The 22,579-nt window shown below is 47.1% G+C and carries 35 protein-coding genes and 1 pseudogene; 32 read left to right on the top strand and 4 right to left on the bottom strand.

Going from position 1 to position 22,579, the window contains the following annotated elements; all coding sequences use genetic code 11:
- Positions 1 to 30: 30 nt before the first annotated feature.
- The 27 genes from tuf (at position 31) to rimK (ending at position 16,037) form a co-directional block, all read left to right on the top strand.
- Positions 31 to 1,221, top strand: a complete 1,191-nt coding sequence (tuf, locus tag LPB140_RS11720; RefSeq protein ID WP_072559987.1) for an elongation factor Tu — start codon at positions 31 to 33, stop codon at positions 1,219 to 1,221.
- A gap of 159 nt (positions 1,222 to 1,380) precedes the next feature.
- Entirely contained in the window at positions 1,381 to 1,692 is a 312-nt protein-coding gene (rpsJ, locus tag LPB140_RS11715) for a 30S ribosomal protein S10 (protein ID WP_072559986.1), read from the top strand.
- 248 nt (positions 1,693 to 1,940) lie between these two features.
- Positions 1,941 to 2,702: a 50S ribosomal protein L3 gene (gene rplC / locus LPB140_RS11710; protein ID WP_072559985.1), complete on the top strand. Its 762-nt coding sequence runs from the start codon at positions 1,941 to 1,943 to the stop codon at positions 2,700 to 2,702.
- A gap of 3 nt (positions 2,703 to 2,705) precedes the next feature.
- On the top strand, positions 2,706 to 3,332 hold the full coding sequence (rplD, locus tag LPB140_RS11705; RefSeq protein WP_072559984.1) for a 50S ribosomal protein L4: 627 nt from the start codon (positions 2,706 to 2,708) through the stop codon (positions 3,330 to 3,332).
- Complete coding sequence (locus LPB140_RS11700; RefSeq protein ID WP_072559983.1) at positions 3,325 to 3,633, top strand: 50S ribosomal protein L23; 309 nt, start codon at positions 3,325 to 3,327, stop codon at positions 3,631 to 3,633. Before rplD ends, LPB140_RS11700 begins: the two co-directional genes overlap by 8 nt.
- 7 nt (positions 3,634 to 3,640) lie before the next feature.
- Positions 3,641 to 4,477 carry a 50S ribosomal protein L2 gene (gene rplB / locus LPB140_RS11695; protein WP_072559982.1) on the top strand — a complete coding sequence of 279 codons (837 nt, stop codon included), beginning with the start codon at positions 3,641 to 3,643 and terminating at the stop codon, positions 4,475 to 4,477.
- A gap of 3 nt (positions 4,478 to 4,480) precedes the next feature.
- Positions 4,481 to 4,756: a 30S ribosomal protein S19 gene (gene rpsS / locus LPB140_RS11690; protein ID WP_072559981.1), complete on the top strand. Its 276-nt coding sequence runs from the start codon at positions 4,481 to 4,483 to the stop codon at positions 4,754 to 4,756.
- Positions 4,756 to 5,136 (top strand): 50S ribosomal protein L22, encoded by a 381-nt coding sequence (rplV, locus tag LPB140_RS11685; RefSeq protein ID WP_072559980.1) that lies wholly within the window; start codon positions 4,756 to 4,758, stop codon positions 5,134 to 5,136. The genes rpsS and rplV overlap by 1 nt, the downstream gene beginning before the upstream one ends.
- Before the next feature lie 4 nt (positions 5,137 to 5,140).
- Positions 5,141 to 5,848: a 30S ribosomal protein S3 gene (gene rpsC, locus LPB140_RS11680; protein WP_072559979.1), complete on the top strand. Its 708-nt coding sequence runs from the start codon at positions 5,141 to 5,143 to the stop codon at positions 5,846 to 5,848.
- Between the two features lie 19 nt (positions 5,849 to 5,867).
- Positions 5,868 to 6,299, top strand: a complete 432-nt coding sequence (gene rplP / locus LPB140_RS11675; protein ID WP_072559978.1) for a 50S ribosomal protein L16 — start codon at positions 5,868 to 5,870, stop codon at positions 6,297 to 6,299.
- Between the two features lie 3 nt (positions 6,300 to 6,302).
- Positions 6,303 to 6,512 carry a 50S ribosomal protein L29 gene (rpmC, locus tag LPB140_RS11670; protein WP_072559977.1) on the top strand — a complete coding sequence of 70 codons (210 nt, stop codon included), beginning with the start codon at positions 6,303 to 6,305 and terminating at the stop codon, positions 6,510 to 6,512.
- A gap of 11 nt (positions 6,513 to 6,523) precedes the next feature.
- A complete protein-coding gene (gene rpsQ, locus LPB140_RS11665) occupies positions 6,524 to 6,796 on the top strand; it encodes a 30S ribosomal protein S17 (protein ID WP_072559976.1) in 273 nt (90 codons plus the stop codon).
- A 79-nt stretch (positions 6,797 to 6,875) separates the two neighbouring features.
- Positions 6,876 to 7,244, top strand: coding sequence for a 50S ribosomal protein L14 (gene rplN / locus LPB140_RS11660; protein ID WP_072559975.1), 369 nt, complete (start codon positions 6,876 to 6,878; stop codon positions 7,242 to 7,244).
- A gap of 2 nt (positions 7,245 to 7,246) precedes the next feature.
- Complete coding sequence (gene rplX / locus LPB140_RS11655; RefSeq protein WP_072559974.1) at positions 7,247 to 7,567, top strand: 50S ribosomal protein L24; 321 nt, start codon at positions 7,247 to 7,249, stop codon at positions 7,565 to 7,567.
- On the top strand, positions 7,560 to 8,141 hold the full coding sequence (gene rplE, locus LPB140_RS11650) for a 50S ribosomal protein L5 (protein ID WP_072559973.1): 582 nt from the start codon (positions 7,560 to 7,562) through the stop codon (positions 8,139 to 8,141). Before rplX ends, rplE begins: the two co-directional genes overlap by 8 nt.
- Positions 8,142 to 8,177: 36 nt before the next feature.
- Positions 8,178 to 8,483 carry a 30S ribosomal protein S14 gene (rpsN, locus tag LPB140_RS11645; RefSeq protein ID WP_072559972.1) on the top strand — a complete coding sequence of 102 codons (306 nt, stop codon included), beginning with the start codon at positions 8,178 to 8,180 and terminating at the stop codon, positions 8,481 to 8,483.
- Positions 8,484 to 8,495: 12 nt separating this feature from the next.
- The gene (gene rpsH, locus LPB140_RS11640; RefSeq protein WP_072559971.1) at positions 8,496 to 8,900 is read left to right on the top strand and encodes a 30S ribosomal protein S8; all 405 of its coding nucleotides are present in this window, start codon (positions 8,496 to 8,498) and stop codon (positions 8,898 to 8,900) included.
- Entirely contained in the window at positions 8,900 to 9,433 is a 534-nt protein-coding gene (rplF, locus tag LPB140_RS11635) for a 50S ribosomal protein L6 (RefSeq protein ID WP_072559970.1), read from the top strand. The genes rpsH and rplF overlap by 1 nt, the downstream gene beginning before the upstream one ends.
- A 3-nt stretch (positions 9,434 to 9,436) precedes the next feature.
- The gene (rplR, locus tag LPB140_RS11630) at positions 9,437 to 9,790 is read left to right on the top strand and encodes a 50S ribosomal protein L18 (protein WP_072559969.1); all 354 of its coding nucleotides are present in this window, start codon (positions 9,437 to 9,439) and stop codon (positions 9,788 to 9,790) included.
- A gap of 2 nt (positions 9,791 to 9,792) precedes the next feature.
- Positions 9,793 to 10,509, top strand: a complete 717-nt coding sequence (gene rpsE, locus LPB140_RS11625) for a 30S ribosomal protein S5 (RefSeq protein WP_072559968.1) — start codon at positions 9,793 to 9,795, stop codon at positions 10,507 to 10,509.
- Positions 10,510 to 10,515: 6 nt separating this feature from the next.
- Entirely contained in the window at positions 10,516 to 10,707 is a 192-nt protein-coding gene (gene rpmD / locus LPB140_RS11620) for a 50S ribosomal protein L30 (RefSeq protein ID WP_072559967.1), read from the top strand.
- Between the two features lie 149 nt (positions 10,708 to 10,856).
- On the top strand, positions 10,857 to 11,417 hold the full coding sequence (gene rplO, locus LPB140_RS11615; protein WP_072559966.1) for a 50S ribosomal protein L15: 561 nt from the start codon (positions 10,857 to 10,859) through the stop codon (positions 11,415 to 11,417).
- 211 nt (positions 11,418 to 11,628) lie between these two features.
- Complete coding sequence (gene secY, locus LPB140_RS11610) at positions 11,629 to 13,008, top strand: preprotein translocase subunit SecY (RefSeq protein WP_072559965.1); 1,380 nt, start codon at positions 11,629 to 11,631, stop codon at positions 13,006 to 13,008.
- Positions 13,009 to 13,058: 50 nt separating this feature from the next.
- Positions 13,059 to 13,709 carry an adenylate kinase gene (locus LPB140_RS11605; protein WP_072559964.1) on the top strand — a complete coding sequence of 217 codons (651 nt, stop codon included), beginning with the start codon at positions 13,059 to 13,061 and terminating at the stop codon, positions 13,707 to 13,709.
- Between the two features lie 97 nt (positions 13,710 to 13,806).
- Positions 13,807 to 14,652, top strand: coding sequence for a hypothetical protein (locus LPB140_RS12475; protein ID WP_072559963.1), 846 nt, complete (start codon positions 13,807 to 13,809; stop codon positions 14,650 to 14,652).
- Between the two features lie 3 nt (positions 14,653 to 14,655).
- Positions 14,656 to 15,132, top strand: a complete 477-nt coding sequence (locus tag LPB140_RS11595; protein WP_072559962.1) for an ATP-dependent zinc protease family protein — start codon at positions 14,656 to 14,658, stop codon at positions 15,130 to 15,132.
- Entirely contained in the window at positions 15,132 to 16,037 is a 906-nt protein-coding gene (gene rimK, locus LPB140_RS11590; protein ID WP_072559961.1) for a 30S ribosomal protein S6--L-glutamate ligase, read from the top strand. The genes LPB140_RS11595 and rimK overlap by 1 nt, the downstream gene beginning before the upstream one ends.
- 29 nt (positions 16,038 to 16,066) lie before the next feature.
- On the opposite strand, the gene LPB140_RS11585 is transcribed toward rimK, so the two are convergent.
- Positions 16,067 to 16,510 (bottom strand): DUF1801 domain-containing protein, encoded by a 444-nt coding sequence (locus tag LPB140_RS11585; protein WP_072559960.1) that lies wholly within the window; start codon positions 16,508 to 16,510, stop codon positions 16,067 to 16,069.
- 128 nt (positions 16,511 to 16,638) lie between these two features.
- Here LPB140_RS11585 and LPB140_RS11580 point away from each other — a divergent pair, with 128 nt between their 5' ends.
- The 5 genes from LPB140_RS11580 (at position 16,639) to aat (ending at position 21,054) form a co-directional block, all read left to right on the top strand.
- Positions 16,639 to 17,865, top strand: a complete 1,227-nt coding sequence (locus LPB140_RS11580) for an argininosuccinate synthase (protein ID WP_072559959.1) — start codon at positions 16,639 to 16,641, stop codon at positions 17,863 to 17,865.
- A 101-nt stretch (positions 17,866 to 17,966) separates the two neighbouring features.
- Complete coding sequence (locus LPB140_RS11575; RefSeq protein ID WP_156874211.1) at positions 17,967 to 18,296, top strand: ArsR/SmtB family transcription factor; 330 nt, start codon at positions 17,967 to 17,969, stop codon at positions 18,294 to 18,296.
- Positions 18,293 to 18,697, top strand: a complete 405-nt coding sequence (locus tag LPB140_RS11570; protein ID WP_072559958.1) for a VOC family protein — start codon at positions 18,293 to 18,295, stop codon at positions 18,695 to 18,697. Before LPB140_RS11575 ends, LPB140_RS11570 begins: the two co-directional genes overlap by 4 nt.
- Before the next feature lie 72 nt (positions 18,698 to 18,769).
- Positions 18,770 to 20,167, top strand: a complete 1,398-nt coding sequence (locus LPB140_RS11565; RefSeq protein WP_083550393.1) for a methyltransferase family protein — start codon at positions 18,770 to 18,772, stop codon at positions 20,165 to 20,167.
- 116 nt (positions 20,168 to 20,283) lie between these two features.
- A complete protein-coding gene (aat, locus tag LPB140_RS11560; RefSeq protein ID WP_072559957.1) occupies positions 20,284 to 21,054 on the top strand; it encodes a leucyl/phenylalanyl-tRNA--protein transferase in 771 nt (256 codons plus the stop codon).
- A 35-nt stretch (positions 21,055 to 21,089) separates the two neighbouring features.
- Here the strand turns inward: aat and LPB140_RS12535 are convergent.
- The 3 genes and pseudogenes from LPB140_RS12535 to LPB140_RS11545 all read right to left on the bottom strand — a co-directional run.
- Positions 21,090 to 21,341: pseudogene (locus LPB140_RS12535) on the bottom strand (DUF2155 domain-containing protein); the annotation flags it as partial.
- 155 nt (positions 21,342 to 21,496) lie between these two features.
- Positions 21,497 to 21,880: an NADH:ubiquinone oxidoreductase subunit NDUFA12 gene (locus LPB140_RS11550; protein WP_072559955.1), complete on the bottom strand. Its 384-nt coding sequence runs from the start codon at positions 21,878 to 21,880 to the stop codon at positions 21,497 to 21,499.
- A 139-nt stretch (positions 21,881 to 22,019) separates the two neighbouring features.
- The gene (locus tag LPB140_RS11545) at positions 22,020 to 22,556 is read right to left on the bottom strand and encodes a DUF192 domain-containing protein (protein ID WP_072559954.1); all 537 of its coding nucleotides are present in this window, start codon (positions 22,554 to 22,556) and stop codon (positions 22,020 to 22,022) included.
- Positions 22,557 to 22,579 lie beyond the last annotated feature (23 nt).

Raw genomic sequence — 22,579 nt, 5'->3', positions numbered from 1 at the left:
AAAGACAGTTAATTAATAAGGTAGGATAAAATGGCAAAAGCAAAGTTTGAGCGGAACAAACCGCATTGTAACATTGGCACCATCGGTCACGTTGACCATGGTAAAACCACATTGACAGCTGCGATCACCAAAGTGATGGCTGAAATTCACGGCGGTGCAGCTGTTGATTTCGCAAATATCGATAAAGCTCCTGAAGAGCGTGAGCGTGGTATCACCATCTCAACCGCTCACGTTGAGTATGAAACCGCTGCGCGTCACTATGCGCACGTTGATTGCCCAGGTCACGCTGACTATGTTAAAAACATGATCACAGGTGCTGCTCAAATGGACGGCGCTATCTTGGTTGTGAACGCAGCTGACGGCCCGATGCCACAAACTCGTGAGCACATCTTGCTTGCACGTCAGGTTGGCGTTCCTGCTCTTGTTGTTTACATGAACAAAGTTGACCAAGTTGATGACGAAGAGTTGTTGGAATTGGTTGAAATGGAAATTCGTGAGCTTCTTTCAAGCTATGACTTCCCAGGTGATGATATTCCTGTTGTTAAGGGTTCAGCTCTTGCTGCTCTTGAGGGCCGTGATGACAATATCGGTAAAGAATCAATCATCGCATTGATGGAAGCTGTTGACCAAGCAATTCCACAACCTGAGCGTCCAGTTGACAAGCCATTCTTGATGCCTGTTGAAGACGTGTTCTCAATCTCTGGCCGTGGTACTGTTGTTACTGGCCGTGTTGAAACCGGCATTGTTAAAGTTGGTGAAGAAGTTGAAATCGTTGGTATCAAAGAAACCAAAAAGACAACTGTTACCGGCGTTGAAATGTTCCGCAAATTGCTTGACCAAGGTGAAGCTGGCGATAATATCGGCGCATTGGTTCGCGGCGTTAGCCGTGATGATGTTGAGCGTGGCCAAGTTCTTTGTAAGCCTGGTTCGGTTACACCGCACACCGATTTCGCTGCTGAAGTTTATGTGTTGTCGAAAGATGAAGGTGGACGTCACACTCCTTTCTTCGCAAATTATCGTCCACAATTTTACTTCCGCACCACCGACGTTACTGGTGAAGTGATCCTTCCAGAAGGCACTGAAATGGTAATGCCTGGTGACAATGTTACCATCAGCGTTAAGTTGATTGCTCCAATCGCTATGGACCCAGGTTTGCGCTTCGCAATCCGTGAAGGTGGCCGTACTGTTGGATCAGGGGTTGTCAGCACGATAACAAAGTAATATAGAGCATACGCACCGCCCGATTCTCTGGGGTAATTCAGGGGTCGGGCGGTTCGTTTTTGCCCAATGCATGTTAGCAAAGGGCTTTTAAAACAAAGAATTATGAACCGAAAGGTTCTGGCTCTTTCTCATCGGTAGTAAATTTGGATTGGGTACCCCATGGAAACGCAAAATATTCGTATTCGCTTAAAAGCTTTTGATCACCGCGTGTTGGATCAAGCAACAGGCGATATTGCTGAAACCGCTCGTCGCACTGGCGCGCTTATTCGTGGACCAATTCCACTGCCGACTCGCATTGAGAAGTTCACGGTTAACCGTGGTCCTCATGTTGATAAAAAATCACGTGAGCAATTTGAAGTGCGCACATATAAGCGGGTGCTCGATATCGTTCAGCCCACACCGCAAACCGTTGATGCTCTGATGAAGCTCGACCTTGCTGCAGGTGTAAATGTAGAGATTAAGCTGGCTTAATTGCTGGCGACCTGGCCTAGGCCGGGAATATGTGGTTAAACACATATTATATTTGGGATACCGCCGGTCGTCCTTCCAAATTTATTTGGAAAATTTTGACCGGGCTGCGTCCCCCGTCTGTATAGGCACTTGTTTGCAAGTGATTATACGCTCAGCCCGACGGGGCGATGTATCATATAAGGGTTGAAATTGGCTCACGCCCGTGCAGCAATGGTGCTGTGTGGGCCTCTGTTTAAGGAGAATGGATCATGCGTACTGGCGTGATCGCGAAAAAGATGGGAATGATGCGTATCTTCAACGAAGATGGTCGTCATGTTCCTGTCACCGTTCTGGCTCTTGAGGGATGTCAGGTGGTCGGTGCTCGCAACGAAGAACGGGATGGCTATTATGCTGTTCGTCTTGGTGCAGGCGTCCGTAAAGCGAAAAATGTAAACAAACCGCAACGTGAAGAATTTGCAAAGGCTGAAGTCGAGCCAAAGGCGCGCGTTGTTGAATTTCGTGTTGATGGTGAAGAAGGCTTATTGCCTGTTGGTGCTGAAATTTCAGCAGAACATTTCATCTCCGGTCAATTGGTAGATATTACTGGTCACACCCAGGGTAAAGGCTTTGCTGGCGCGATGAAGCGTTGGGGCTTTGGCGGTATGCGCGCAACCCACGGTGTTTCCATCTCTCACCGTGCACATGGTTCTACTGGTCAACGTCAAGATCCTGGCAAGGTGTTTAAAAACAAAAAAATGGCCGGCCATATGGGCGACCGTCAACGCACACAGCAAAATCTTGAAGTTGTTAGCACCGATGCGGCGCGCGGCTTGATTTTTGTAAAGGGTTCTGTACCTGGCGCGAAAAATGGTTGGTTGCTGGTCCGTGATGCCGTTAAATTCGCACAGCCCGAAGGTGTTCCCTTCCCAGGTGCGATTTTGTCTGCGAAAGACGCTGCTAATGATGCAGTTCCCGCTCAAACCGAAGAAGTGGCAGTTGAAGCTACTTCTGCAGAAAATCAGGAGGGTTAAGCCATGAAGGTAAAAGTACAAACCCTCGACGCGAAAGCGAAAGGCGACATCACCTTGAATGAGGATGTGTTCGGTCTTGAGCCACGCGCAGATATTTTGCACCGTGTTGTAACATGGCAACGTGAAAAGGCACGCGGCACAGCGCGCCCGACCAGAGAGCGTAGCGATGTAGCTCGTACGGGTAAGAAATTTGGTCGCCAAAAAGGTGGTGGTACCGCCCGTCATGGTGATCGCCGTGCGCCGATCTTTATCGGTGGTGGTAAAGCCCATGGTGCGCGTTTGCGTGACTTTAATCCTTCTTTGAACAAAAAAATTCGCTCGCTTGGCTTGCGTATGGCTTTGTCAAGCAAGGTAAAGGCCGGCACTTTGATTATCGTTGAAGACCTCAACGTCAAGGCGCATAAAACCGCTGCTTTGGCCGGTGATGTTGCAAAGCTTGGCTTTGGTCGCACCGCGCTTATCATTGATGGCGATGTTGTGAATGATAATTTCCGCAATGCTTCTGCTAACTTAGTAGGCGTAAATGTTATGCCCGCAGTTGGCGCAAATGTTTATGACATTTTGAAGCATGATACGTTGGTATTGACCCGCGCCGCGGTTGAAAAATTGGAGGCACGTTTCAATGGCTAAAAAAGAAGCAATCGACATCCGTCATTATGACGTGATTGTTGCACCGCACATTACCGAAAAATCCACATTGCTGAGTGAAAATAACGCAGTGGTGTTTAAGGTGAGCGGCGATGCAACCAAGCCGCAAATTAAAGCTGCTGTTGAGGCATTGTTCGATGTAAAAGTTGAGCGCGTCAATACGTTGGTGCAAAAGGGTAAGGTTAAGCGCTGGCGCGGCCGTCCCTATCGCCGCAGCGATGTTAAAAAGGCCGTAGTGACTTTGGCAGAAGGCCAAATGATCGACGTGACCACAGGAATCTGAGGCGAACATGGCATTAAAAAGTTATAAACCAACTAGCCCAGCCCGTCGTGGCCTTGTGCTTGTTGACCGTTCTTCATTATGGAAGGGCAAGCCGGTAAAGGCGCTTACCGAAGGTAAGAGCAAAACTGGTGGTCGCAATAATAAAGGTCATGTTACCTCTCGGGGTATTGGCGGTGGGCACAAACAAAAATACCGTATTATGGACTTTAAGCGTCGCAAATGGGACGTGGCAGCTACCGTAGAACGGATTGAATATGATCCTAACCGCACAGCTTTTATCGCGCTTATCAAATATGATGATGGTGAACAAAGCTATATCCTTGCACCACAACGTCTTGCTGTTGGTGATAAGGTTATTGCGGGTGAGAAAACGGACGTAAAGCCCGGCAACGCCATGTTGCTTAGCCAAATGCCCGTTGGTACCATTTGCCACAATATTGAAATGAAACCAGGCAAGGGCGGTCAAATCGCACGTTCTGCTGGTACTTATGTTCAATTGGTTGGCCGTGACCGCGGTATGGTTATTGTTCGTCTGAACTCAGGTGAGCAACGTTATATCCACGGTACTTGCATGGGCACTGTTGGCGCGGTTTCAAACCCTGACAACAGCAACCAAACCTTGGCTAAAGCGGGTCGTAACCGCTGGGCTGGTAAGCGCCCATTGACCAGAGGTGTTGCGAAAAACCCTGTCGATCACCCTCATGGTGGTGGTGAAGGTCGTACATCTGGTGGTCGTCATCCTGTGACTCCATGGGGTAAACCAACCAAGGGTGCTCGCACTCGTAAGAATAAGCAGACTGATCGGATGATTATTCGTTCACGTCACGCGAAGAAGAAGAGGTAAGACATGGCTCGTTCAGTTTGGAAGGGTCCGTTTGTAGACCTATATTTGCTGAAGAAGGCGGAAGATGCCCAGGAAAGTGGAGCGCGTGCGCCCATCAAAACCTGGTCACGTCGTTCGACCATCCTTCCTCAGTTCGTTGGCTTGACCTTCAATGTCTATAATGGACAAAAATTCATTCCTGTTTCAGTGAATGAAGAGATGGTTGGTCATAAACTTGGTGAGTTTTCACCGACACGTAACTATTATGGTCACGGCGCTGACAAGAAGGGTAAACGCTAATGGGTAAGGCATCTGCACCGCGCCGTGTTGGCGAAAATGAGGCTTTGGCCGTTGGCACCACAATTCGTGGTTCCGCGCAAAAGCTTAACCTGGTTGCTGCGTTAATTCGTGGCCGTAAAGTTGGCGACGCACTCAACATTCTTAGCTTTTCTAAAAAAGCAATGGCTGTTGATGTAAAGGGTGTTTTGGCATCTGCTATCGCCAATGCGGAAAACAACCATAATCTTGACGTGGATAATTTGATCGTTAAGGAAGCAAGCGTTGGCAAAGCATTGTCGATGAAGCGCTTTCAAGCAAATGCGCGCGGTCGTTCAAGTCAAATCGTAAAACCATTTAGCCGTCTGCGCATTGTGGTTCGCGAACAGGAAGAAGAGGCGTAAGGATATGGGTCAAAAAAGTAATCCAATCGGGCTTCGCCTGCAAATTAACCGCACATGGGACAGCCGCTGGTTTGCGGAAGGTCATGATTATGGTCGGATGCTGTTGGAAGATTTACGTCTTCGTAAATATATCATGGAAACCCTGCCACAAGCAGCAATTTCCAAGGTAGTTATTGAGCGTCCAGCTAAATTATGCCGCGTTTCAATTTATGCAGCCCGCCCCGGTGTTATCATCGGTAAAAAGGGTGCGGATATTGAAAAATTGCGCCGCAAATTGGCCTCTATGACCGAAACCGGCGATGTTTCTTTGAACATTGTTGAAATTCGTAAGCCAGAGGTTGATGCGAAATTGGTGGCAATTGGCATTGGCGATCAGCTGATCCGCCGTGTTGCATTCCGCCGCGCAATGAAACGTGCTGTGCAATCAGCCATGCGTTTAGGCGCAGAAGGCATTAAGATTAACTGTGCTGGTCGTTTGGGTGGCGCGGAAATCGCACGGACCGAATGGTATCGTGAAGGCCGCGTGCCTTTGCATACATTGCGTGCCAATGTTGACTATGCCGAAGCCGAAGCGCTGACCGCATATGGTATTATCGGGATTAAAGTTTGGATTTTCAAAGGTGAAATTCTGGGCCATGATCCTATGGCAACTGATAGATTGATGATGGAAGCGCAAACTTCTGGCGTCCGTCCTCAGTCTGACCGTCGCTAACAGGATAGGGTAAGAGATCATGTTGCAACCAAAAAGACATAAATTTCGTAAGCAATTTAAGGGCCGGATTCACGGTAACGCCAAAGGCGGTACTGAATTAAATTTCGGTTCTTATGGATTGAAAGCGATGGAGCCAGAGCGTATCACCGCACGTCAAATCGAGGCGGCTCGCCGTGCGATTACACGTCACATCAAACGTCAAGGTCGTTTGTGGATACGCGTTTTTCCAGACGTTCCTGTCACCAAGAAACCTGCCGAAGTTCGTCAGGGTAAGGGTAAGGGTTCGGTAGAATATTGGGCAGCTCGGGTAAAACCAGGCCGCATCCTGTTTGAGTTAGACGGCGTTGCCGGCCCATTGGCCGCAGTTGCTTTCCAACGTGCAGCGATGAAATTGCCCATCAAGACTAAAGTTGTGGCTCGCCTTGGCGATACGTCACATCTAGGAGCATAACAGATGAGCAATACACAAGATCTACGTGTCAAAACAGACGATGAGCTGCAAACACAGTTGACCGAATTAAAGCGTGAGCAATTTAATTTGCGTTTTCAAACGGCCACTGGTCAGCTTGAGAAGCCTGCGCGTATTCGCGTTGTGCGTCGTGAGATTGCCCGCATTAAAACATTGCAGGGCGAGCGTACTGCCGCTGCTAAGAAATCGGCCTAAGGAGTATATCGATGCCAAAACGCATTTTGACCGGCACGATCGTTTCTGACAAAGGTGATAAAACCGTTGTCGTTAAGGTCGAGCGCAAGGTGAAACACGCCCTTTATGGGAAAATTATTCGTCTTTCTAAAAAATATCATGCCCATGATGAGGGCAATGAATTTAAGGCGGGTGAAACGGTTCGGATTGAAGAAACCAAGCCGATTTCAAAAAATAAGACCTGGAAAGTGTTGGAGCGGGTTGACACCCACACCAAACCTAAGGCAAGTGCTGCCGCTGAATAAGCGGAAAGTTTAACGGAACTACCGGGCCAACCTATTTTATGATAGGCGTTCGGCAAGCCAATCGAAAGGAACCGGATCAATGATCCAGATGCAGTCTAATCTTGATGTCGCTGATAATAGCGGCGCCAAGCGCGTCCAATGCATCAAAGTGCTGGGTGGCTCTAAACGCCGCTTTGCTGGTGTGGGCGATATTATTGTTGTTTCTGTAAAAGAAGCGAACCCACGTGGCCGCGTGAAAAAAGGTGATGTTCACCGCGCAGTTATCGTCCGCACAGCGAAAGATATTCGCCGTGCAGATGGAACGGTCATTCGTTTTGATTCAAATGCAGCTGTTTTGATCAACACCAACCAAGAGCCCATTGGTACACGTATCTTTGGACCCGTGGTTCGTGAGCTTCGTGCGAAAAAGCATATGAAGATCATCAGCCTCGCACCGGAGGTATTGTAATCATGGCTACCGCAAAAATCAAAAAAGGCGACAATGTCGTTGTGCTTGCTGGTAAAGACAAAGGTAAAACAGGCGAAGTAGCCCGCGTTTTGCCAAAAGACGGTAAAGTTGTTGTTTCAGGCATCAATATTGCTGTTCGTCACCGCAAGCCAAGCCAAGCAAACCCACAAGGCGGTCTTGACCGTTTTGAGGCGCCAATGAACATTTCAAATGTTGCAGTGGCTGACCCTAAAGATGGCAAGCCTACCCGCGTTCGTATCGAAGAACAGGACGGTAAAAAGGTTCGCGTTGCTGTAAAGTCAGGAGAAAAGATCGATGGCTGATAAATATATCCCTCGTCTTAAGACTAAATATGACGCTGAAATCGCCAAGGCGATGACCGAAAAATTCGGTTATAAAAACCGCTTTGAAGTGCCTAAGATTGAAAAAATCACTCTTAATATGGGCGTTGGCGAAGGTTCGCAGGACAAGAAAAAGGTAACAACTGCATTTGAAGAAATGCAATTAATTGCCGGTCAACGTCCTGTTATTACCAAAGCAAAACAATCAATTGCAGGCTTTAAGCTTCGTGAAGGCATGCCCATTGGCGTGAAAGTCACGTTGCGCGGCGCGCAAATGTATGAATTTTTGGATCGTTTAATCACCGTTGCAATGCCTCGCATTCGCGATTTCCGTGGTCTGAACCCCAAAAGCTTTGATGGACGTGGTAATTTCGCAATGGGATTGAAAGAACAGTTGATTTTCCCAGAAATCAGCTATGATCAAATCGATCAAGTGCGCGGAATGGACGTAATTGTCACCACATCTGCAAATAGCGACGATGAGGCGCGTGAAATGTTGAAATTATTCGGCTTTCCGTTCCCAGTTGAAACATCCGAGGACAAAGCTGCCGCTTAATGCGTGTGGCGTTTAGAAAGGAAGAGAGCTTAAGTCATGGCGAAACTGAGTTCCATTAATAAAAATGAGCGTCGCAGGAAGCTGGTAAAAAAATATGCCGGCCAATATGCAAAGCTTAAGGCTGTAGCTGGTGATAAATCACTAGACGATTCAGAGCGTATGATTGCGCGTTTGAAAATGGCTGAAATCCCCCGCAATGGTAACCCCACACGTATTCGCAATCGTTGCGAAACAACTGGGCGTCCACGCGGATATTATCGTAAATTCCGGCTGTGCCGTATCGAGCTGCGCGATCTTGCCAATAAAGGTATGATCCCCGGCGTCACGAAATCTAGCTGGTAAGGATAGAATATCATGGCATTGACTGATCCATTGGGTGATATGCTCACCCGTATCCGCAACGGACAAAGGGCGAAGAAAGATTCTGTAATCTCGCCTGCGTCTAAATTGCGTGAACATGTGCTGGATGTGCTTCAACGTGAAGGCTATATTCGTGGCTATTCCGAAGAAATGTTGGGCCGCCGTGCGCAACATAAGGGCATCCGTATTGAATTGAAATATTTTGAAGGTGAGCCGGCCATTCGTCATCTCGCCCGTGTTTCAAAACCTGGCCGCCGCGTATATTCCGGCTCGCAAGAGCTTCCGGTTATTCGCAATGGTTTGGGTATCACCATCGTTTCGACACCGCGCGGCGTTCTTTCTGACGCCGAAGCACGCGAAAATAATGTCGGCGGCGAAATTTTGGCGGAGGTATTCTAATGAGCCGTATTGGTAAGAAACCTGTCGCTATTCCATCTGGCGTAACTGCTTCTATTGCAGATGGCATTTTGTCGGTTAAAGGTCCAAAGGGTTTGTTGACCCTTTCCTTGGCTGATGAAATTGTCTATAAAGTAGAAAATGACGCCGTCGCCGTAACCCCCGCAAATAACAGCCGCAAGGCACGTTCTTATTGGGGTATGCAACGCACATTGGTGCAAAATCTTATCACCGGTGTGACCGAGGGCTTTAGTAAAGTTCTTGAGATTAACGGTGTTGGTTACCGTGCCAATGTTCAAGGTAAGAATTTGAAATTGCAACTTGGCTTTAGCCATGATGTTGATTTTGCAATTCCTGATGGCATTGACATTAAAACGCCTGATAACACGACAGTGGAAATTTCAGGTATCGATAAACAGCAAGTGGGCCAGGTAGCTGCCGAAATCCGCCGCTGGAGGAAGCCAGAGCCATATAAAGGCAAAGGCATTAAATATCGCGGAGAATATATCTTCCGCAAAGAAGGGAAGAAGAAGTAAGCCATGGCGAAACTATCTCTCTTTGAACGCCGCCGCCAACGTGTTCGCAGCAAATTGCGTGCTCAGGTTGCCGGTCGTGCGCGTTTGTCGGTCCATCGGACTGGTCGTCACATTTACGCTCAAATCATCCAAGATGGTGAAGGTCGTACGCTCGTTTCTGCTTCATCGCTTGATAAAAGCGTGAAGGGCAAAAATGGTGCAACATGCGAAGCTGCTGCCGAAGTTGGTAAGCGTATCGCAGTTGCTGCGAAAAAAGCTGGAGTTTCCAGTGTTGTGTTTGACCGTGGTGGTTTTCTTTTCCACGGACGTGTGAAGGCCTTGGCCGATGCAGCGCGTGAAGCCGGATTGGAGTTCTAATAATGGCCGATGAAAATAAAAATGGCGCTGAAGACGCTGCTGTAACCGAAGCTAATGCTGCTCCTGCTGTTGAAAATGCAGCTGAAGTAAAGCAAGAAGGTCGCGGACGCGGCCGTGGCCGTGGTGAAGGCAAGGGCGAAGGCCGTGGCCGTGGCCGTCGTAATGACCGCCAACCCAAAGAAGAAACCGGTGAAGAGCTGATTGAAAAATTGGTTCACATTAACCGCGTTTCGAAAACCGTTAAAGGTGGTAAGCGTTTTGGCTTTGCTGCGTTGGTGGTTGTGGGTGATGGACAGGGCCGTGCAGGCTTTGGCCATGGTAAAGCGCGCGAAGTGCCAGAGGCAATCAATAAAGCAACAGCTGCTGCAAAAAAGAAGATGATCCGCGTTCCTTTGAAAGAAGGCCGCACCTTGCATCATGATGGCAAAGGCCATTTCGGTGCAGGTAATGTGAACCTTCGTACCGCGCCTCCAGGGACCGGTATTATTGCTGGTGGTCCAATGCGTGCAGTATTTGAAAGCCTTGGCGTTGCCGATGTTGTGACCAAATCAGTTGGTACTTCAAACCCTTATAACATGATCCGTGCAACTTTTGACGCGTTGGCTAACCAAACCAGCCCGAAAGCCGTTGCACAGCGTCGCGGCAAGAAAATTGCCGATCTTTTGGGTCGTGGAGGCAGCAAAACTGCCGAAGCTGATGCCGAAGCAGTAGCGGAGTAATCCAAAATGGCGAAAAAAGACACAAAGACAGTTAAGGTAAAGCAAGTGGGTTCGCCCATTCGCCGTCCTGCGAGCCAACGTGCAACTTTGAAGGGCCTTGGTCTGAATAAAATGCACCGCGTTTCGGAATTGGAAGACACACCAGCGGTACGCGGCATGATTAAAGCCGTCCGCCACATGGTTGAGATTGTCGACTAAAAAATTTAAGCTCCCCTTTATGGGGGGCTTTTTTACTTGCTCAATTGAGCGGCCAATAGTAATTGGCCTTTTTTATTATCAACAGCAGTTTAATTTTGACCATTTGGACAAGTTAAATTGGCGCGAACAAAGCGAAAGCGAGTGCAATTATGAAGTTAACAGATATTAGAGATAATGATGGCGCACGCCATCGCCGTATGCGTATTGGACGCGGTATCGGGTCGGGCAAAGGTAAAACGGGCGGTCGTGGTCAAAAAGGCCAAACCAGCCGTTCTGGTGTTTCGATTAACGGTTTTGAAGGCGGCCAAATGCCACTTCACATGCGTATTCCAAAGCGTGGCTTTAACAATATTTTTGCAAAAGATTATGCAGAAGTGAATTTGGGCATGATCCAAAAATTCATTGATGCTGGCAAAATGGATATTAAAGGCGTTGTCGATCAAGCAGCATTAAATGCAGCTGGCTTAACCCGTGGTGGTAAAGACGGTGTGCGTCTTTTGGCCAAGGGTGAATTTACCGCAAAGGTAAAATTCGCAGTTGCTGGAGCTTCTAAATCTGCGGTTGCTGCGGTTGAAAAAGCCGGTGGTAGCGTGGAATTTGTTTCTTCTAAAGAAGTAAAGAAAGCCGCCGACCAAGCAGCTGCAAAAGACAAAAAAGCTCCAGCAAAGAAAGCTGCTCCTAAAAAAGCGGCGGCGAAAAAAGCTGATTAATCATCTTTGATGTGGGGGAAGGGGTATGACGGCATATTATAAATATTGCGGTCTTATTCATTTCTCCCTTGTCTTTCAGGCCCCGCCCTACAATATAGGGGCGGGGTTTGGCGTTTATACGCCTGAAGTCTGAACATATTTATGTTGCCGTTATGACGATATTTAATAAATTAAATATCCATTAGGCGCCAAACAGATAGGGAATTTATTTATGGCATCGAGAGCCGAACAAATGGCGTCGGGCATTAATTTTTCAAATTTCGGTAAAGCGACCGATTTGAAGAATCGCATTTGGTTTACAATTGGTGCGCTGATAATCTTTCGGCTGTTAAGCTTTGTGCCGCTTCCCGGTGTGGATCCTGTGCAGCAGGCTGCTTTGTATCAACAAAGCGGCTCAGGCGGTGTTTTGGATATTTTCAACACATTTTCTGGCGGTTCATTGGAACGGATGAGCTTAATCGCGCTTGGCGTTATGCCCTATATTACTGCATCTATTGTGGTTCAATTGGCCTCTGCTTTGTCCCCCACTTTGGCGGCGATTAAAAAAGAAGGTGAAACAGGCCGTCAAAAATTAAACCAATATACACGTTATGGCACGGTTGGTTTGACCGCGGTGCAGGGTTATTTCCTTGCCGTTGGTTTGGAATCACTTGTGGCGCAAACTGGCATTGGTGCGGTGGTTGAACCAGGCATGATGTTCCGTATCGTCGCTACGATTAGCTTAATCGGCGGCACAATGTTCCTGATGTGGTTGGGTGAACAAATCACCTCACGCGGGATTGGCAATGGTGTATCCTTAATCATTATGGCGGGTATCGTTGCGCAAATGCCGCGTCTTGTGGCCAATTTATTAGAAGGCGGTAGTACGGGATCGATTAGCGGTCTTATTATCTTGACCTTTGCAGTAATGTTTGTCGTTTTAACTTTGGTTATTTGCTATGTTGAACGGGCGCAGCGCCGCGTATTGGTAAATTATCCAAAACGTGCAACACAAAATGGCATGATGCAGGCTGACCGCAGCCATTTACCATTAAAGGTAAATACAGCTGGCGTTATTCCGCCGATTTTTGCATCCTCATTACTATTATTGCCTTTGACGATTTCGCAATTGACCGGCAATATTCAAGATGATGGTTCGGTTTATTCCGAAATCATGTTGTTTTTGAACCTGCATCTTGCGCATGGTAAGCCGCTCTATCTCTTATTCTATGGTGCGGGTATCATCTTCTTCTGCTTTTTTTATACCGCTGTTGTGTTCAACCCAGAGGAAACCGCAGAAAATTTGAAAAAAGCAAATGGCTTTATCCCCGGCATTCGCCCTGGTAAAAACACACAGGACTATCTGGATTATGTATTGACCCGCATCACGGTGCTTGGTTCAATTTATCTGGCCTTTGTTTGTTTATTGCCTGATTATATTATGGGCGCATCTGGCCAAACGCAATTTTTCGTCCTTGGCGGTACCAGTTTGTTGATTTTGGTCAATGTGACGGTTGATACAATTGCCCAAATTCAGGGCCATTTATTCGCCCACCAATATGGTGATTTGATGAAGAAAGCAAAATTACGCGGCGGCAAAAGAAAGCGTTAAGCCGCAGGCGATTTTCATCAAACAAAAGATAAATTTCAGAGGATTTTTCAATGGACATTATTTTGCTGGGACCACCAGGAGCAGGCAAGGGCACACAGGCAAGTCGATTGGAAGAACGGCTTAACATGGTGCAATTGTCCACCGGCGATATGTTACGCGCCGCTGTAAAGGCGGGTAGCGAGATTGGATTAAAGGCAAAGGCAGTAATGGATGCCGGCGAACTGGTATCCGATGAAATAGTGTCAGGCATTATTGGTGATCGTTTGGATGAGCTTGCGCCCGACCAAAGCATTATTTTTGATGGATATCCACGCACGCAAGCACAGGCCGTTTCATTGGATGAAATTTTGTCTGCACGTGGCCGCACATTGGATTATGTGATTGAATTGGAAGTTGATGAGGATGCGCTGGTTGAGCGTATTACTGGCCGATTTACATGTGCAAATTGTAATGCAGGCTATCATGATAAATTTCATCGTCCTGCCAAAGACGGCATTTGCGATGAATGTGGTAGCAGCGAGTTTAAACGCCGCCCCGATGATAATGAAGAAACCGTGCGCACCCGTATGGAGGAATATCGCGCGAAAACTGCGCCAATATTGCCCATTTATGAAAAGCGCAATTTGGTGAACCGGGTCGATGGCATGGGCGATATGGACCATGTAACCGATGAGATTTTGGCAATATTGAAATCTGCATAATCGGATAAATTATTGATATGAAAGATAGGGTCCATAAATTTTGGGCCTTATCATATTATTACTTGGCGATTTGGCATAGAGCCACTATTCTACGGCCATGAAAAAATATCTATTAATCGCATTATTATCATTCAGCACGGCGGTGCTGGCCACCCCTGCATCTGCGGAAATAACGAGCCAAAATGATATCGGCTTTGCCGTGTCACATAGCGGCGTGGTAAAGGGCAATGCCAATGATGTGTGGAAACAAATTATCCAACCGAAAAATTGGTGGAATAAAGCGCATAGCTTTACCGGCGATTCCAATAATTTATATTTGGATAGCCAAGCAGGCGGATGTTTTTGTGAATTGATTAAGGAAAAGGCCGCCGATGGCCTGTTAAAAACCGTTGGCTCGGTGCAGCATATGCGCATTATTTATACCGATCCGGGCCGGGTTTTGCGGTTGGATGGGGCGCTTGGCCCGTTGCAGTCAGAGGCGGTGACCGGCACATTGACCATCGCGATGAAGGAGCAGAAAGACGGCACCACCATCGTTAATTTCAGTTATGTTGTTGGCGGTTATATGCGGTATAAAGTACCCGAAATTGCCAAATTGGTTGATATGGTTATTGCTGATCAGCTTGGCCGTTTGGTTATGCTGGTCGGTCCTGCGGTGACGCAGGAGGATGATGCGGAGAAAGAGAATGATGGGTTTAAGCTGGACATTGATAAATTGTCCAATCCCACCACGGAAAAACCCGCTGTTGATAAGGTGGATGCCGCAAAATTACCTGCAAAGGAAGTTGCCAAACCATCAGCGACCAAAATTGTCACCGACAAAATGACAGCAAAAAACAATGATACTGCAATGGTAAATGATACCGCAAAGGTCAATGAAACTGCAAAAGCCAAGCAAACTGGCACGGCAACCGAAGAAAATGATAAGCCCAAAGAAAGATAATTGATGACAGAGCAAAAAAAATCAGGCTCGATCAATATTCCTTCAAAGAAAAACCCATTGGAAATTGGTTGGTGTGAGCTAATCCAATTACCATCCTTGGGTTTGGTGGATATTCATGCTAAGATTGATACAGGCGCAAAAACATCCTCTATCCATGCGACGCGTATCAAAGAATTTGACCGCGATGGCGAAAAATGGGTGGAATTTTGGTTTCGTGAAAATGCTGGGCTTAAGGCGGTTCGCAAAGAAGCGCCGATTTTGGAACAGCGTAAAGTTAAAAGCTCCAATGGTGAACAGCAAATCCGCTATGTCATAAAAGTGGAAATATCATTGGGTAATTTGCAATGGTTGGGTGAAATGACATTGGCCAATCGTGGTTCAATGGCCTTTCCAGTGTTGATGGGCCGGCGCGCATTAAGTCGCGGTTTTTTAGTTAATAGTGCAAAGCGTTGGACGCTTGGTAAGAAAGAGAAAATATAATGAAAATAGCAATGCTGGCCCGCAACCCCAATCTTTATTCGCATAAAAGATTGGTGGAGGCCGCCGAGGCACGTGGCCACACGCTGGATATTATCAACACCTTGCGCTGCACCATGAACATTACGTCGCACCGCCCGACCATTTTATATAATGGCGAGACATTAAAGGGATATGACGCGGTCATTCCGCGTATTGGCGCGTCGATTACCCATTATGGCCTTGCCGTTTTGCGTCAATTTGAAATGGGCGGGGTGTGGCCTTTGAATGAAAGCGTGGCCATTGGCCGCAGCCGCGATAAACTGCGCTCTATGCAGATTTTTGCCAAACATGGCCTTGGCCTTCCCGTGACTGCATTTGCGCATGATCCCAAACAAACCGATGAAGTGATGAAAATTGCCGGCGGTGCGCCCGTGGTTATTAAATTGCTTGAAGGGACACAGGGCATTGGTGTTGTTTTGGGGGATACCGAACGCTCCGCCAAATCGGTTATTGAGGCATTTCGCGGCGCCAATGTTAATATTTTGGTGCAGGAATTTATTAAAGAGGCCGGTTCAAGCGATATCCGTATATTCGTTATTGGCGGCAAAGTGGTCGCGTCAATGATGCGCACGGGCGCAGAAGATGATTTTAGGTCCAATCTGCACCGTGGCGGCAGTGCGAAAATGATTAAAATTACCCCCGAGGAACGCGCGACCGCGATTCGCGCGGCAAAGGTTATGGGATTAAATGTGGCTGGTGTTGATGTGCTGCGTTCCAACCATGGTCCGGTGATTATGGAGGTGAACAGTTCCCCTGGATTAGAAGGGATTGAAAAAACCACGGGCATTGATTTGGCGGGTAAGATAATCGAATTTATCGAAAATAATGCCAAGGCGGGTAAAACAGCGACCAAGGGCAAGGGTTGATAGATTAAGCATTAAAAAATGGGTGGAAATTATCTTGGATATTTTTCATCCATATATGCTTTATCCACCAAAATCATTTGCCGCAAAACATCCATGTCAATATCGCTTAATTTATTGATATAAAGACAGCTTTTGCCGATTTTATGCTTGCCCAATTTCTCGCGAAGCTGGGCCATTTTTTTGCCCGTCATCTCATGGCAATATCCCCCCATAAGATAGAGGCTGAAATTTGCCTTGCGCGGGGAAAATCCGGTGCGAAGGAAATCACCCTCTCGCCCGCTTTCATATTTATAATGATATTGGCCAAATCCGATGATGCTATCTCCCCACATGGTGGGTTTATCGCCCGTCACTTCGGTGAAAAGATGCAGCAATGTTTCGGCATCTTTTCGTTTTTGTGCATTTTCAATTGCCGCGATAAATTGCGCAACATCATTATCTTTGGGCGTAGTTTTATTTTGCGCCTGTGCCATATTGCGTCTCCTTCCATTTTCTGTCCGCAATTTCTGCCTTAATATGATAGCATATCGGCTTGCGCCTTGCTATCCACCCTGATAATCGCGGGGATATAGTAAAGCATTAAAGAAGAAAGATTGCCGTCATGACCGTTGCAGCAAAATCTGGCATTAAAAAAGTCGTTCTGGCCTATTCAGGTGGGCTGGACACCAGCGTTATTTTAAAATGGCTGCAGGTGGAATATGGTTGTGAAGTGGTGACCTTTACTGCCGATTTGGGACAGGGCGAAGAATTAGAGCCAGCGCGTGAAAAGGCGCGTTTAATGGGCATTCCTGATGAACATATTTATATTGATGATTTGCGCGAAGAATTTGTGCGCGATTTTGTATTTCCTATGATGCGCGCCAATGCCCGATATGAGGGGGATTATCTTCTTGGCACGTCGATTGCGCGGCCCTTAATTTCCAAACGCTTAATTGAAATTGCCAAGGAAACAGGCGCGGATGCGGTGGCGCATGGCGCAACGGGCAAGGGCAATGATCAGGTTCGTTTTGAACTTTCCGCCTATGCTTTAAACCCTGATATTAAAATTATCGCGCCGTGGCGCGAATGGGATTTGACCAGCCGGACAAGGTTAATCGAATGGGCAGAACAGCATCAAATTCCCGTGCCAAAGGATAAGCGCGGTGAATCTCCATTCAGCACCGATGCCAATATGCTGCACACTTCTTCGGAAGGTAAGGTGTTGGAAGATCCGTGGGAGGAAACCCCCGATTATGTATATTCGCGCACCGTTAATCCAGAGGATGCACCCGACACGCCAGAATATATTAACATTGATTTTGTCGATGGTGATGGCACCGCGTTAAACGGCGTTGAAATGTCCCCCGCCACATTGCTGGAGGCGTTGAACGAGCTTGGCCGCAAACATGGTATAGGGCGGCTTGATTTGGTGGAAAACCGCTTTGTTGGCATGAAATCGCGCGGCATGTATGAAACACCGGGCGGTGAAATTTATGCGCGTGCACACCGTGGGATAGAGCAAATCACATTGGATAGAGGCGCGGCGCACCTAAAGGATGAGTTGATGCCGCGCTATGCAGAGCTGATTTATAATGGTTTTTGGTTCTCTCCCGAACGTGAAATGTTGCAGGCCGCCATCGACCTTAGCCAGAAAAATGTCACCGGTACGGTGCGGTTAAAATTATATAAGGGCAATGCAAATGTGGTCGGCCGCAAATCGCCATTTTCGCTATATTCGGAAAAAGTAGTAACTTTTGAAGATGATGCCGGCGCATATGACCAAAAAGATGCCGCCGGATTTATTAAGCTGAACGCACTTCGCCTGCGTTTATTGGGTGAACGCAAATAATCTGACCCATCTTTATTTACCATAGTCATTTTAGATCTGCTCGTTGTTCATGTTTGCAGAAATAATTTGACTTTATCTATTGTTTTGATAATTATAGAAATATGGAAATTATAGATAATATTGAAGTTCATGCTGTTACCGCGCTTGCTGCCTTGGCACAGGAACATAGGCTAGCTGCATTTCGCTTGTTAGTGCAGGCAGGGGAGCAAGGGGCATCTGCCGGATATATTGCCAAGGAATTGGATATAGCGCCAAGCTCACTTTCATTTCATTTGGCACAATTGTCACGTGCGGGATTGATTGTAGATGAGCGGCAGAGCCGTTCTATTATTTATCGCGCGGACTTTGCTGTAATGGACCGTTTAATGGGGTTTTTGATGGCAAATTGCTGCCAAGGAATAAATGAAAATAATGAAAGGACATCAACATGAAGAGATTTCACCTTAACGTCAAAGTATCTGATTTGGATAAGTCCACAAAATATTATTCAACATTATTTGCAGCTTCACCGACCGTGGTGAAGGAGGATTATGTAAAGTGGATGCTAGATGATCCATATATTAATTTTTCCATCGAACCTGCAATGAATAATCAAACGGGCATCGCCCATGTGGGAATTCAAGCTGAAAATAAGCAAGAATTAGAAACGGTATTTGAGCAGGTCATGAATGCAGGCGGGCCTAGATTTAATCAATCTGAAACCACCTGTTGTTATGCACAATCTTCCAAAAGCTGGACGCAAGACCCCGATGGGCTAATCTGGGAGACATTTTATACTGATGGACAGGTTACCCATTATGGCCATGTGCCAGAATTACAAATGGGGAGCTAAGGCGCAAATATCCATAAAATGCACATATTGATAGTCACCAATATATTAACCTTTATTGGTTAAGGCATTGGCATGGATAATGACGTGCAAAATGATGTGCAAAATGATGTGCAAAATGCCAGGGATAAGGCGCAGGAAAGGCCGCAAAGCGCGGTGTCCTATGCTGTGGGCATTTGCGGCCTAATCGGCTTGTTCCTATGGGTTTTTATTGCACGGCATTTTGGCGAAGTGGCCGCCCTATTTGGATATATGGACATGCCCGCACGCGCCGATGGTCCATATTCCGGCTTGCTCGCCATGCTATGTTGCGCTTTGCCGATGATTTGTTGGTCGATATTTGTTGATAAGGTCCATTTACGGGAAAGCACGGGGATAAATTGGCGGCAAAAGGCCAAAATTTCCGACATTATTGACGATAGCTTTGTGAAATTGGTCGGGTTGTGGATGACTTGGGCGTTGATTGCCATTTGTTATTTTATGGGCAGATGGTATTGGCAAGGGCCGTTTCAATTTTCCATGCAGTTAATGGAGGCAGCGATAATCCCGCTGGTCCTTCTTTCCATACCCTATGTCATCTGGCTTGATCAATATCTGGTCAATCGGCGCGATGGCGCATGGCATATGGGCGCAATGCTGGCGGCGCGTCAGGGATGGCAAAGCGAGAAAATTTTTCATCATTTACGCGCATGGGCGGTGAAGGGGTTTTTCCTTGCATTCATGCTGGCTATTGTGCCCGATGGTTTTCGCGCAGTGATAAATGCCGATTTTGCGCAGATGTGGACCAATCCGGTTCTTGCCGCGCAAATTTTAATCATCATGATGTTCATGGTCGATGTGCAATTTGCCAGCGTGGGATATTTGCTGACGATGCGGCCATTGGACGCGCATATTCGCACTGCCAATCCCTATATGCAGGGGTGGGTTGCGGCGTTAATTTGCTATCCGCCCATATTGTTAATGGCCAATGATCGGCCATTGGATTACCGACCAGATGATCATAGCTGGGCATTTTGGTTTGCGGGCCATGACATGATGTTGATGATATGGGGCGCATTATTGGTGGGGTTAACCGCCATTTATGCATGGGCGACGGTAGCATTTGGATTAAGATTTTCAAATTTAACCCATCGCGGTATCATTACCAATGGGCCATATGCATGGACAAAACATCCCGCTTATTTAAGCAAAAACCTATTTTGGTGGTGTGCGACTTTGCCCTTTATCACCAATGGCTCTGCTGCAGAAGCATTACGAAATAGCATGATTTTATTGTTGATTAGCGCGGTTTATTATTGGCGGGCAAGGACCGAGGAAAAGCATTTAGGACAAGACCCAATATATCAACATTATATGGGGTGGATGCAAAATAATGGCGCAGTTACCAAATTTTTTGCCCATGCTGGGGCATATTTATCAAGCCGATTTGGCCGCGGCAGGGCGCAACATGGTGGTGATATGAATAGCCAGTAAATGGCGAGTAAAGGACCTATAAAAGACCTATAAAAGACCAGTAAAATAAGGTTTAGTTAATTATTGTTCGTCCATAAAGGCTGGATTTTACAAATCATTACCGATAATGCACGGGCATGAGCATCGATCTTAATTTGTTAATCCACGCATATAGCATGGGGGTTTTCCCCATGTCGGATGGGATAGATGATGATGAAATTTATTGGATGCATCCAGAGGAAAGGGCGATTATCCCGCTAAACGGGCTGCATATTTCCAAATCATTGGCAAAAAATGTCAGACAAGATATTTACCATGTGACCAGCGATCAGGCCTTTGTTGAGGTAATTGACGCCTGCGCCGCACCTGCGGATGATCGCAAGGAAACATGGATAAATGATCAGATAAGGGAGGCGTTTATTCGCCTGCACCATCTTGGTCTGGCGCATAGTATTGAATGTTGGCAGGATGATAAGCAGACGGGCGAAAGGCGGCTTGTCGGGGGATTATATGGCCTTGCCCTTGGTGGGTTATTTTGCGGGGAAAGCATGTTTTCGCGCGCCAATAATGCCTCAAAAATTGCCCTTGTCTGGTTGGTGGCACGGTTGCGTGCTGGTGGCTTTACCCTGCTGGATACCCAATATATGACCGACCATTTGGCCAGCATGGGCGCGGTGATGGTCTCTGGCGAAGATTATGCCGCGATGCTGCATCAATCTTTGGTAAAATCGGGGATTCAGGTTTCGCTATCGTCGCCGCTATCTGTGGATTCGGCGCTATCTGCTTCTTCACTTGCATCTGCGCCCGCCGATTGGGGGGCTTTGGATGGTGAATTTTTGGGATCGGCCGATTTTGGCAAGGCATCATCGGGAAAGCTCATTTTGCAATCTTTGATGGAAACATCATAAATTTTATGCTGCACCACATTTTGCGCGGGGTTTTCACGAAATAACCAACCTGAAAATACCCGCTGCCACACGGGGTTATTATTGGTGCCTTCGGGCCGTTGCAGGACGGATAATTGCACAAATGCGCCAACATCTTGATAAGTTTCATATGGCGCGGTGCGTTCACATGCGCGCAGGCGGATAACCGCCTTGCCATATTTTAATGCCTCACCAGGCTTTAATTCTAAATTGACAATTTGGCCATTGCGCTTGTTCAACAAAGCAACCACGCCGACCCGATCCTTCATCGGTGTGCCGATAACGGGATAGGTTTCCTTTGCCGTTGGGGTGCTGTCTTGACGCGTTGATTTCGTGCCTTCCATTTTATTGCCCATTTGGTCACAGGCGCTAAGCGACAGGGCAAGTCCCGCCAACATAAAGGTCAAAGATAGTTTCGGCTGCATTATCCCTCTGGCGACCATGCTTCATAATCACCGGTGGCGGCAGCACGTTTTCCATGATGTTCCAACGCGCCCTTTGGACGATATCCCTGCGTCGATCCAGTTAAATTTCCCGTGGGCAGTTTTTGCCAATCGCGCTTTACCGGCAAAATATGATCCGGCAAGTCATCAATGCTGCCATGCAGCCATCCATGCCACATGGGTGACACGCGGCTTGCATCATTGCTGCCATTATAAATTACCCAGCGGCGATTGCCCTTTTTAGCCTGATAATATTTATTGCCCGCTTCATCCTCGCCGACATGAACGCCGTGCCGTGCGCTGAACAATAAGGTGCCAATTGTGGCCCCATCCCACCAAGTGAAAATTTTCGATAAAATACCCATATCAAGCGATTAGGACGCTCTTGGCTGAATCGCAACAAAAAATCGATAAATTGATGTTATTTATATCTGGTTTTTTTGCCGCTATGACAGCGGGTCCGCATATCATAATGACATAAGCGGGCGCGATATGCCGCAATTGTTACTTTGCCGGTGCTGCGGTTGGGGTAAAGGAGGATGCATGAATTTTATCCCCCGCCTTAATCCCCAATTTCGCGCTTAACCCGCCCTGAATCTCTAAAACAGCCGTGACGGGCGCGCTCGCCAATACGGGCGTTTCATCATATGGCACGGTGTTTTCGGCAATATTTTGAATGATGCCATCGGATTTTACAAAAATGATGTCGAGCGGGATGACCGTATTTTTCATCCAAAAACTTGCCATGCGGGGTTTGTTAAATGGAAATAACATCGCCCTATCGGCGGGCAATTCGGTGCGGAACATCAATCCCTTGGCCTGCTCTGCAGAGGTTTTGGCCATTTCGGTGGTAAAAATATGCATTTTACCCTTGCTGTTTTTTATACAGATTATTTCTTGGCTTAAACCTGCCTCGCTTTGTTCTAATTTCTTTTGCGTATCACAAGATGCGCTGTTTGTTTCGGCAGATATCGTGCCAGATGGCGCACATGCCGCAATGGTAAATATGGCCAAAAGGGGCAGAGAAAATTTATATTTCATATGATATATAGTCCAAATTTATC

The organism is Sphingorhabdus lutea (genome assembly GCF_001889025.1).
In the GTDB taxonomy this organism is placed as follows: Bacteria; Pseudomonadota; Alphaproteobacteria; order Sphingomonadales; family Sphingomonadaceae; genus Sphingorhabdus_B; species Sphingorhabdus_B lutea.
The sequence above is the reverse complement of the archived record's forward strand: the minus strand, read 5'-3'. Positions and strand labels throughout refer to the sequence as shown.

Excerpts from the sequence above, each read along its gene's own strand:
- rplF (WP_072559970.1), top strand. The coding sequence starts at position 8,900 with ATGAGCCGTATTGGTAAGAAACCTGTCGCTATTCCATCTGGCGTAACT.
- rplD (WP_072559984.1), top strand. The coding sequence starts at position 2,706 with ATGAAGGTAAAAGTACAAACCCTCGACGCGAAAGCGAAAGGCGACATC.
- rplO (WP_072559966.1), top strand. The coding sequence starts at position 10,857 with ATGAAGTTAACAGATATTAGAGATAATGATGGCGCACGCCATCGCCGT.
- LPB140_RS11605 (WP_072559964.1), top strand. The coding sequence starts at position 13,059 with ATGGACATTATTTTGCTGGGACCACCAGGAGCAGGCAAGGGCACACAG.
- rplE (WP_072559973.1), top strand. The coding sequence starts at position 7,560 with ATGGCTGATAAATATATCCCTCGTCTTAAGACTAAATATGACGCTGAA.
- rplP (WP_072559978.1), top strand. The coding sequence starts at position 5,868 with ATGTTGCAACCAAAAAGACATAAATTTCGTAAGCAATTTAAGGGCCGG.
- rplN (WP_072559975.1), top strand. The coding sequence starts at position 6,876 with ATGATCCAGATGCAGTCTAATCTTGATGTCGCTGATAATAGCGGCGCC.
- LPB140_RS11585 (WP_072559960.1), bottom strand. The coding sequence starts at position 16,510 with ATGGCACAGGCGCAAAATAAAACTACGCCCAAAGATAATGATGTTGCG.
- LPB140_RS11575 (WP_156874211.1), top strand. The coding sequence starts at position 17,967 with ATGGAAATTATAGATAATATTGAAGTTCATGCTGTTACCGCGCTTGCT.
- rpsQ (WP_072559976.1), top strand. The coding sequence starts at position 6,524 with ATGCCAAAACGCATTTTGACCGGCACGATCGTTTCTGACAAAGGTGAT.
- rplV (WP_072559980.1), top strand. The coding sequence starts at position 4,756 with ATGGGTAAGGCATCTGCACCGCGCCGTGTTGGCGAAAATGAGGCTTTG.
- rplB (WP_072559982.1), top strand. The coding sequence starts at position 3,641 with ATGGCATTAAAAAGTTATAAACCAACTAGCCCAGCCCGTCGTGGCCTT.
- LPB140_RS12475 (WP_072559963.1), top strand. The coding sequence starts at position 13,807 with ATGAAAAAATATCTATTAATCGCATTATTATCATTCAGCACGGCGGTG.
- aat (WP_072559957.1), top strand. The coding sequence starts at position 20,284 with ATGAGCATCGATCTTAATTTGTTAATCCACGCATATAGCATGGGGGTT.
- rpsE (WP_072559968.1), top strand. The coding sequence starts at position 9,793 with ATGGCCGATGAAAATAAAAATGGCGCTGAAGACGCTGCTGTAACCGAA.
- LPB140_RS11570 (WP_072559958.1), top strand. The coding sequence starts at position 18,293 with ATGAAGAGATTTCACCTTAACGTCAAAGTATCTGATTTGGATAAGTCC.
- tuf (WP_072559987.1), top strand. The coding sequence starts at position 31 with ATGGCAAAAGCAAAGTTTGAGCGGAACAAACCGCATTGTAACATTGGC.
- rplX (WP_072559974.1), top strand. The coding sequence starts at position 7,247 with ATGGCTACCGCAAAAATCAAAAAAGGCGACAATGTCGTTGTGCTTGCT.
- rpsH (WP_072559971.1), top strand. The coding sequence starts at position 8,496 with ATGGCATTGACTGATCCATTGGGTGATATGCTCACCCGTATCCGCAAC.
- rplC (WP_072559985.1), top strand. The coding sequence starts at position 1,941 with ATGCGTACTGGCGTGATCGCGAAAAAGATGGGAATGATGCGTATCTTC.
- LPB140_RS11550 (WP_072559955.1), bottom strand. The coding sequence starts at position 21,880 with ATGGGTATTTTATCGAAAATTTTCACTTGGTGGGATGGGGCCACAATT.
- secY (WP_072559965.1), top strand. The coding sequence starts at position 11,629 with ATGGCATCGAGAGCCGAACAAATGGCGTCGGGCATTAATTTTTCAAAT.
- LPB140_RS11545 (WP_072559954.1), bottom strand. The coding sequence starts at position 22,556 with ATGAAATATAAATTTTCTCTGCCCCTTTTGGCCATATTTACCATTGCG.
- rpsC (WP_072559979.1), top strand. The coding sequence starts at position 5,141 with ATGGGTCAAAAAAGTAATCCAATCGGGCTTCGCCTGCAAATTAACCGC.
- rpmD (WP_072559967.1), top strand. The coding sequence starts at position 10,516 with ATGGCGAAAAAAGACACAAAGACAGTTAAGGTAAAGCAAGTGGGTTCG.
- rimK (WP_072559961.1), top strand. The coding sequence starts at position 15,132 with ATGAAAATAGCAATGCTGGCCCGCAACCCCAATCTTTATTCGCATAAA.
- rpmC (WP_072559977.1), top strand. The coding sequence starts at position 6,303 with ATGAGCAATACACAAGATCTACGTGTCAAAACAGACGATGAGCTGCAA.
- LPB140_RS11565 (WP_083550393.1), top strand. The coding sequence starts at position 18,770 with ATGGATAATGACGTGCAAAATGATGTGCAAAATGATGTGCAAAATGCC.
- rplR (WP_072559969.1), top strand. The coding sequence starts at position 9,437 with ATGGCGAAACTATCTCTCTTTGAACGCCGCCGCCAACGTGTTCGCAGC.
- LPB140_RS11700 (WP_072559983.1), top strand. The coding sequence starts at position 3,325 with ATGGCTAAAAAAGAAGCAATCGACATCCGTCATTATGACGTGATTGTT.
- LPB140_RS11580 (WP_072559959.1), top strand. The coding sequence starts at position 16,639 with ATGACCGTTGCAGCAAAATCTGGCATTAAAAAAGTCGTTCTGGCCTAT.
- rpsN (WP_072559972.1), top strand. The coding sequence starts at position 8,178 with ATGGCGAAACTGAGTTCCATTAATAAAAATGAGCGTCGCAGGAAGCTG.
- LPB140_RS11595 (WP_072559962.1), top strand. The coding sequence starts at position 14,656 with ATGACAGAGCAAAAAAAATCAGGCTCGATCAATATTCCTTCAAAGAAA.
- rpsS (WP_072559981.1), top strand. The coding sequence starts at position 4,481 with ATGGCTCGTTCAGTTTGGAAGGGTCCGTTTGTAGACCTATATTTGCTG.
- rpsJ (WP_072559986.1), top strand. The coding sequence starts at position 1,381 with ATGGAAACGCAAAATATTCGTATTCGCTTAAAAGCTTTTGATCACCGC.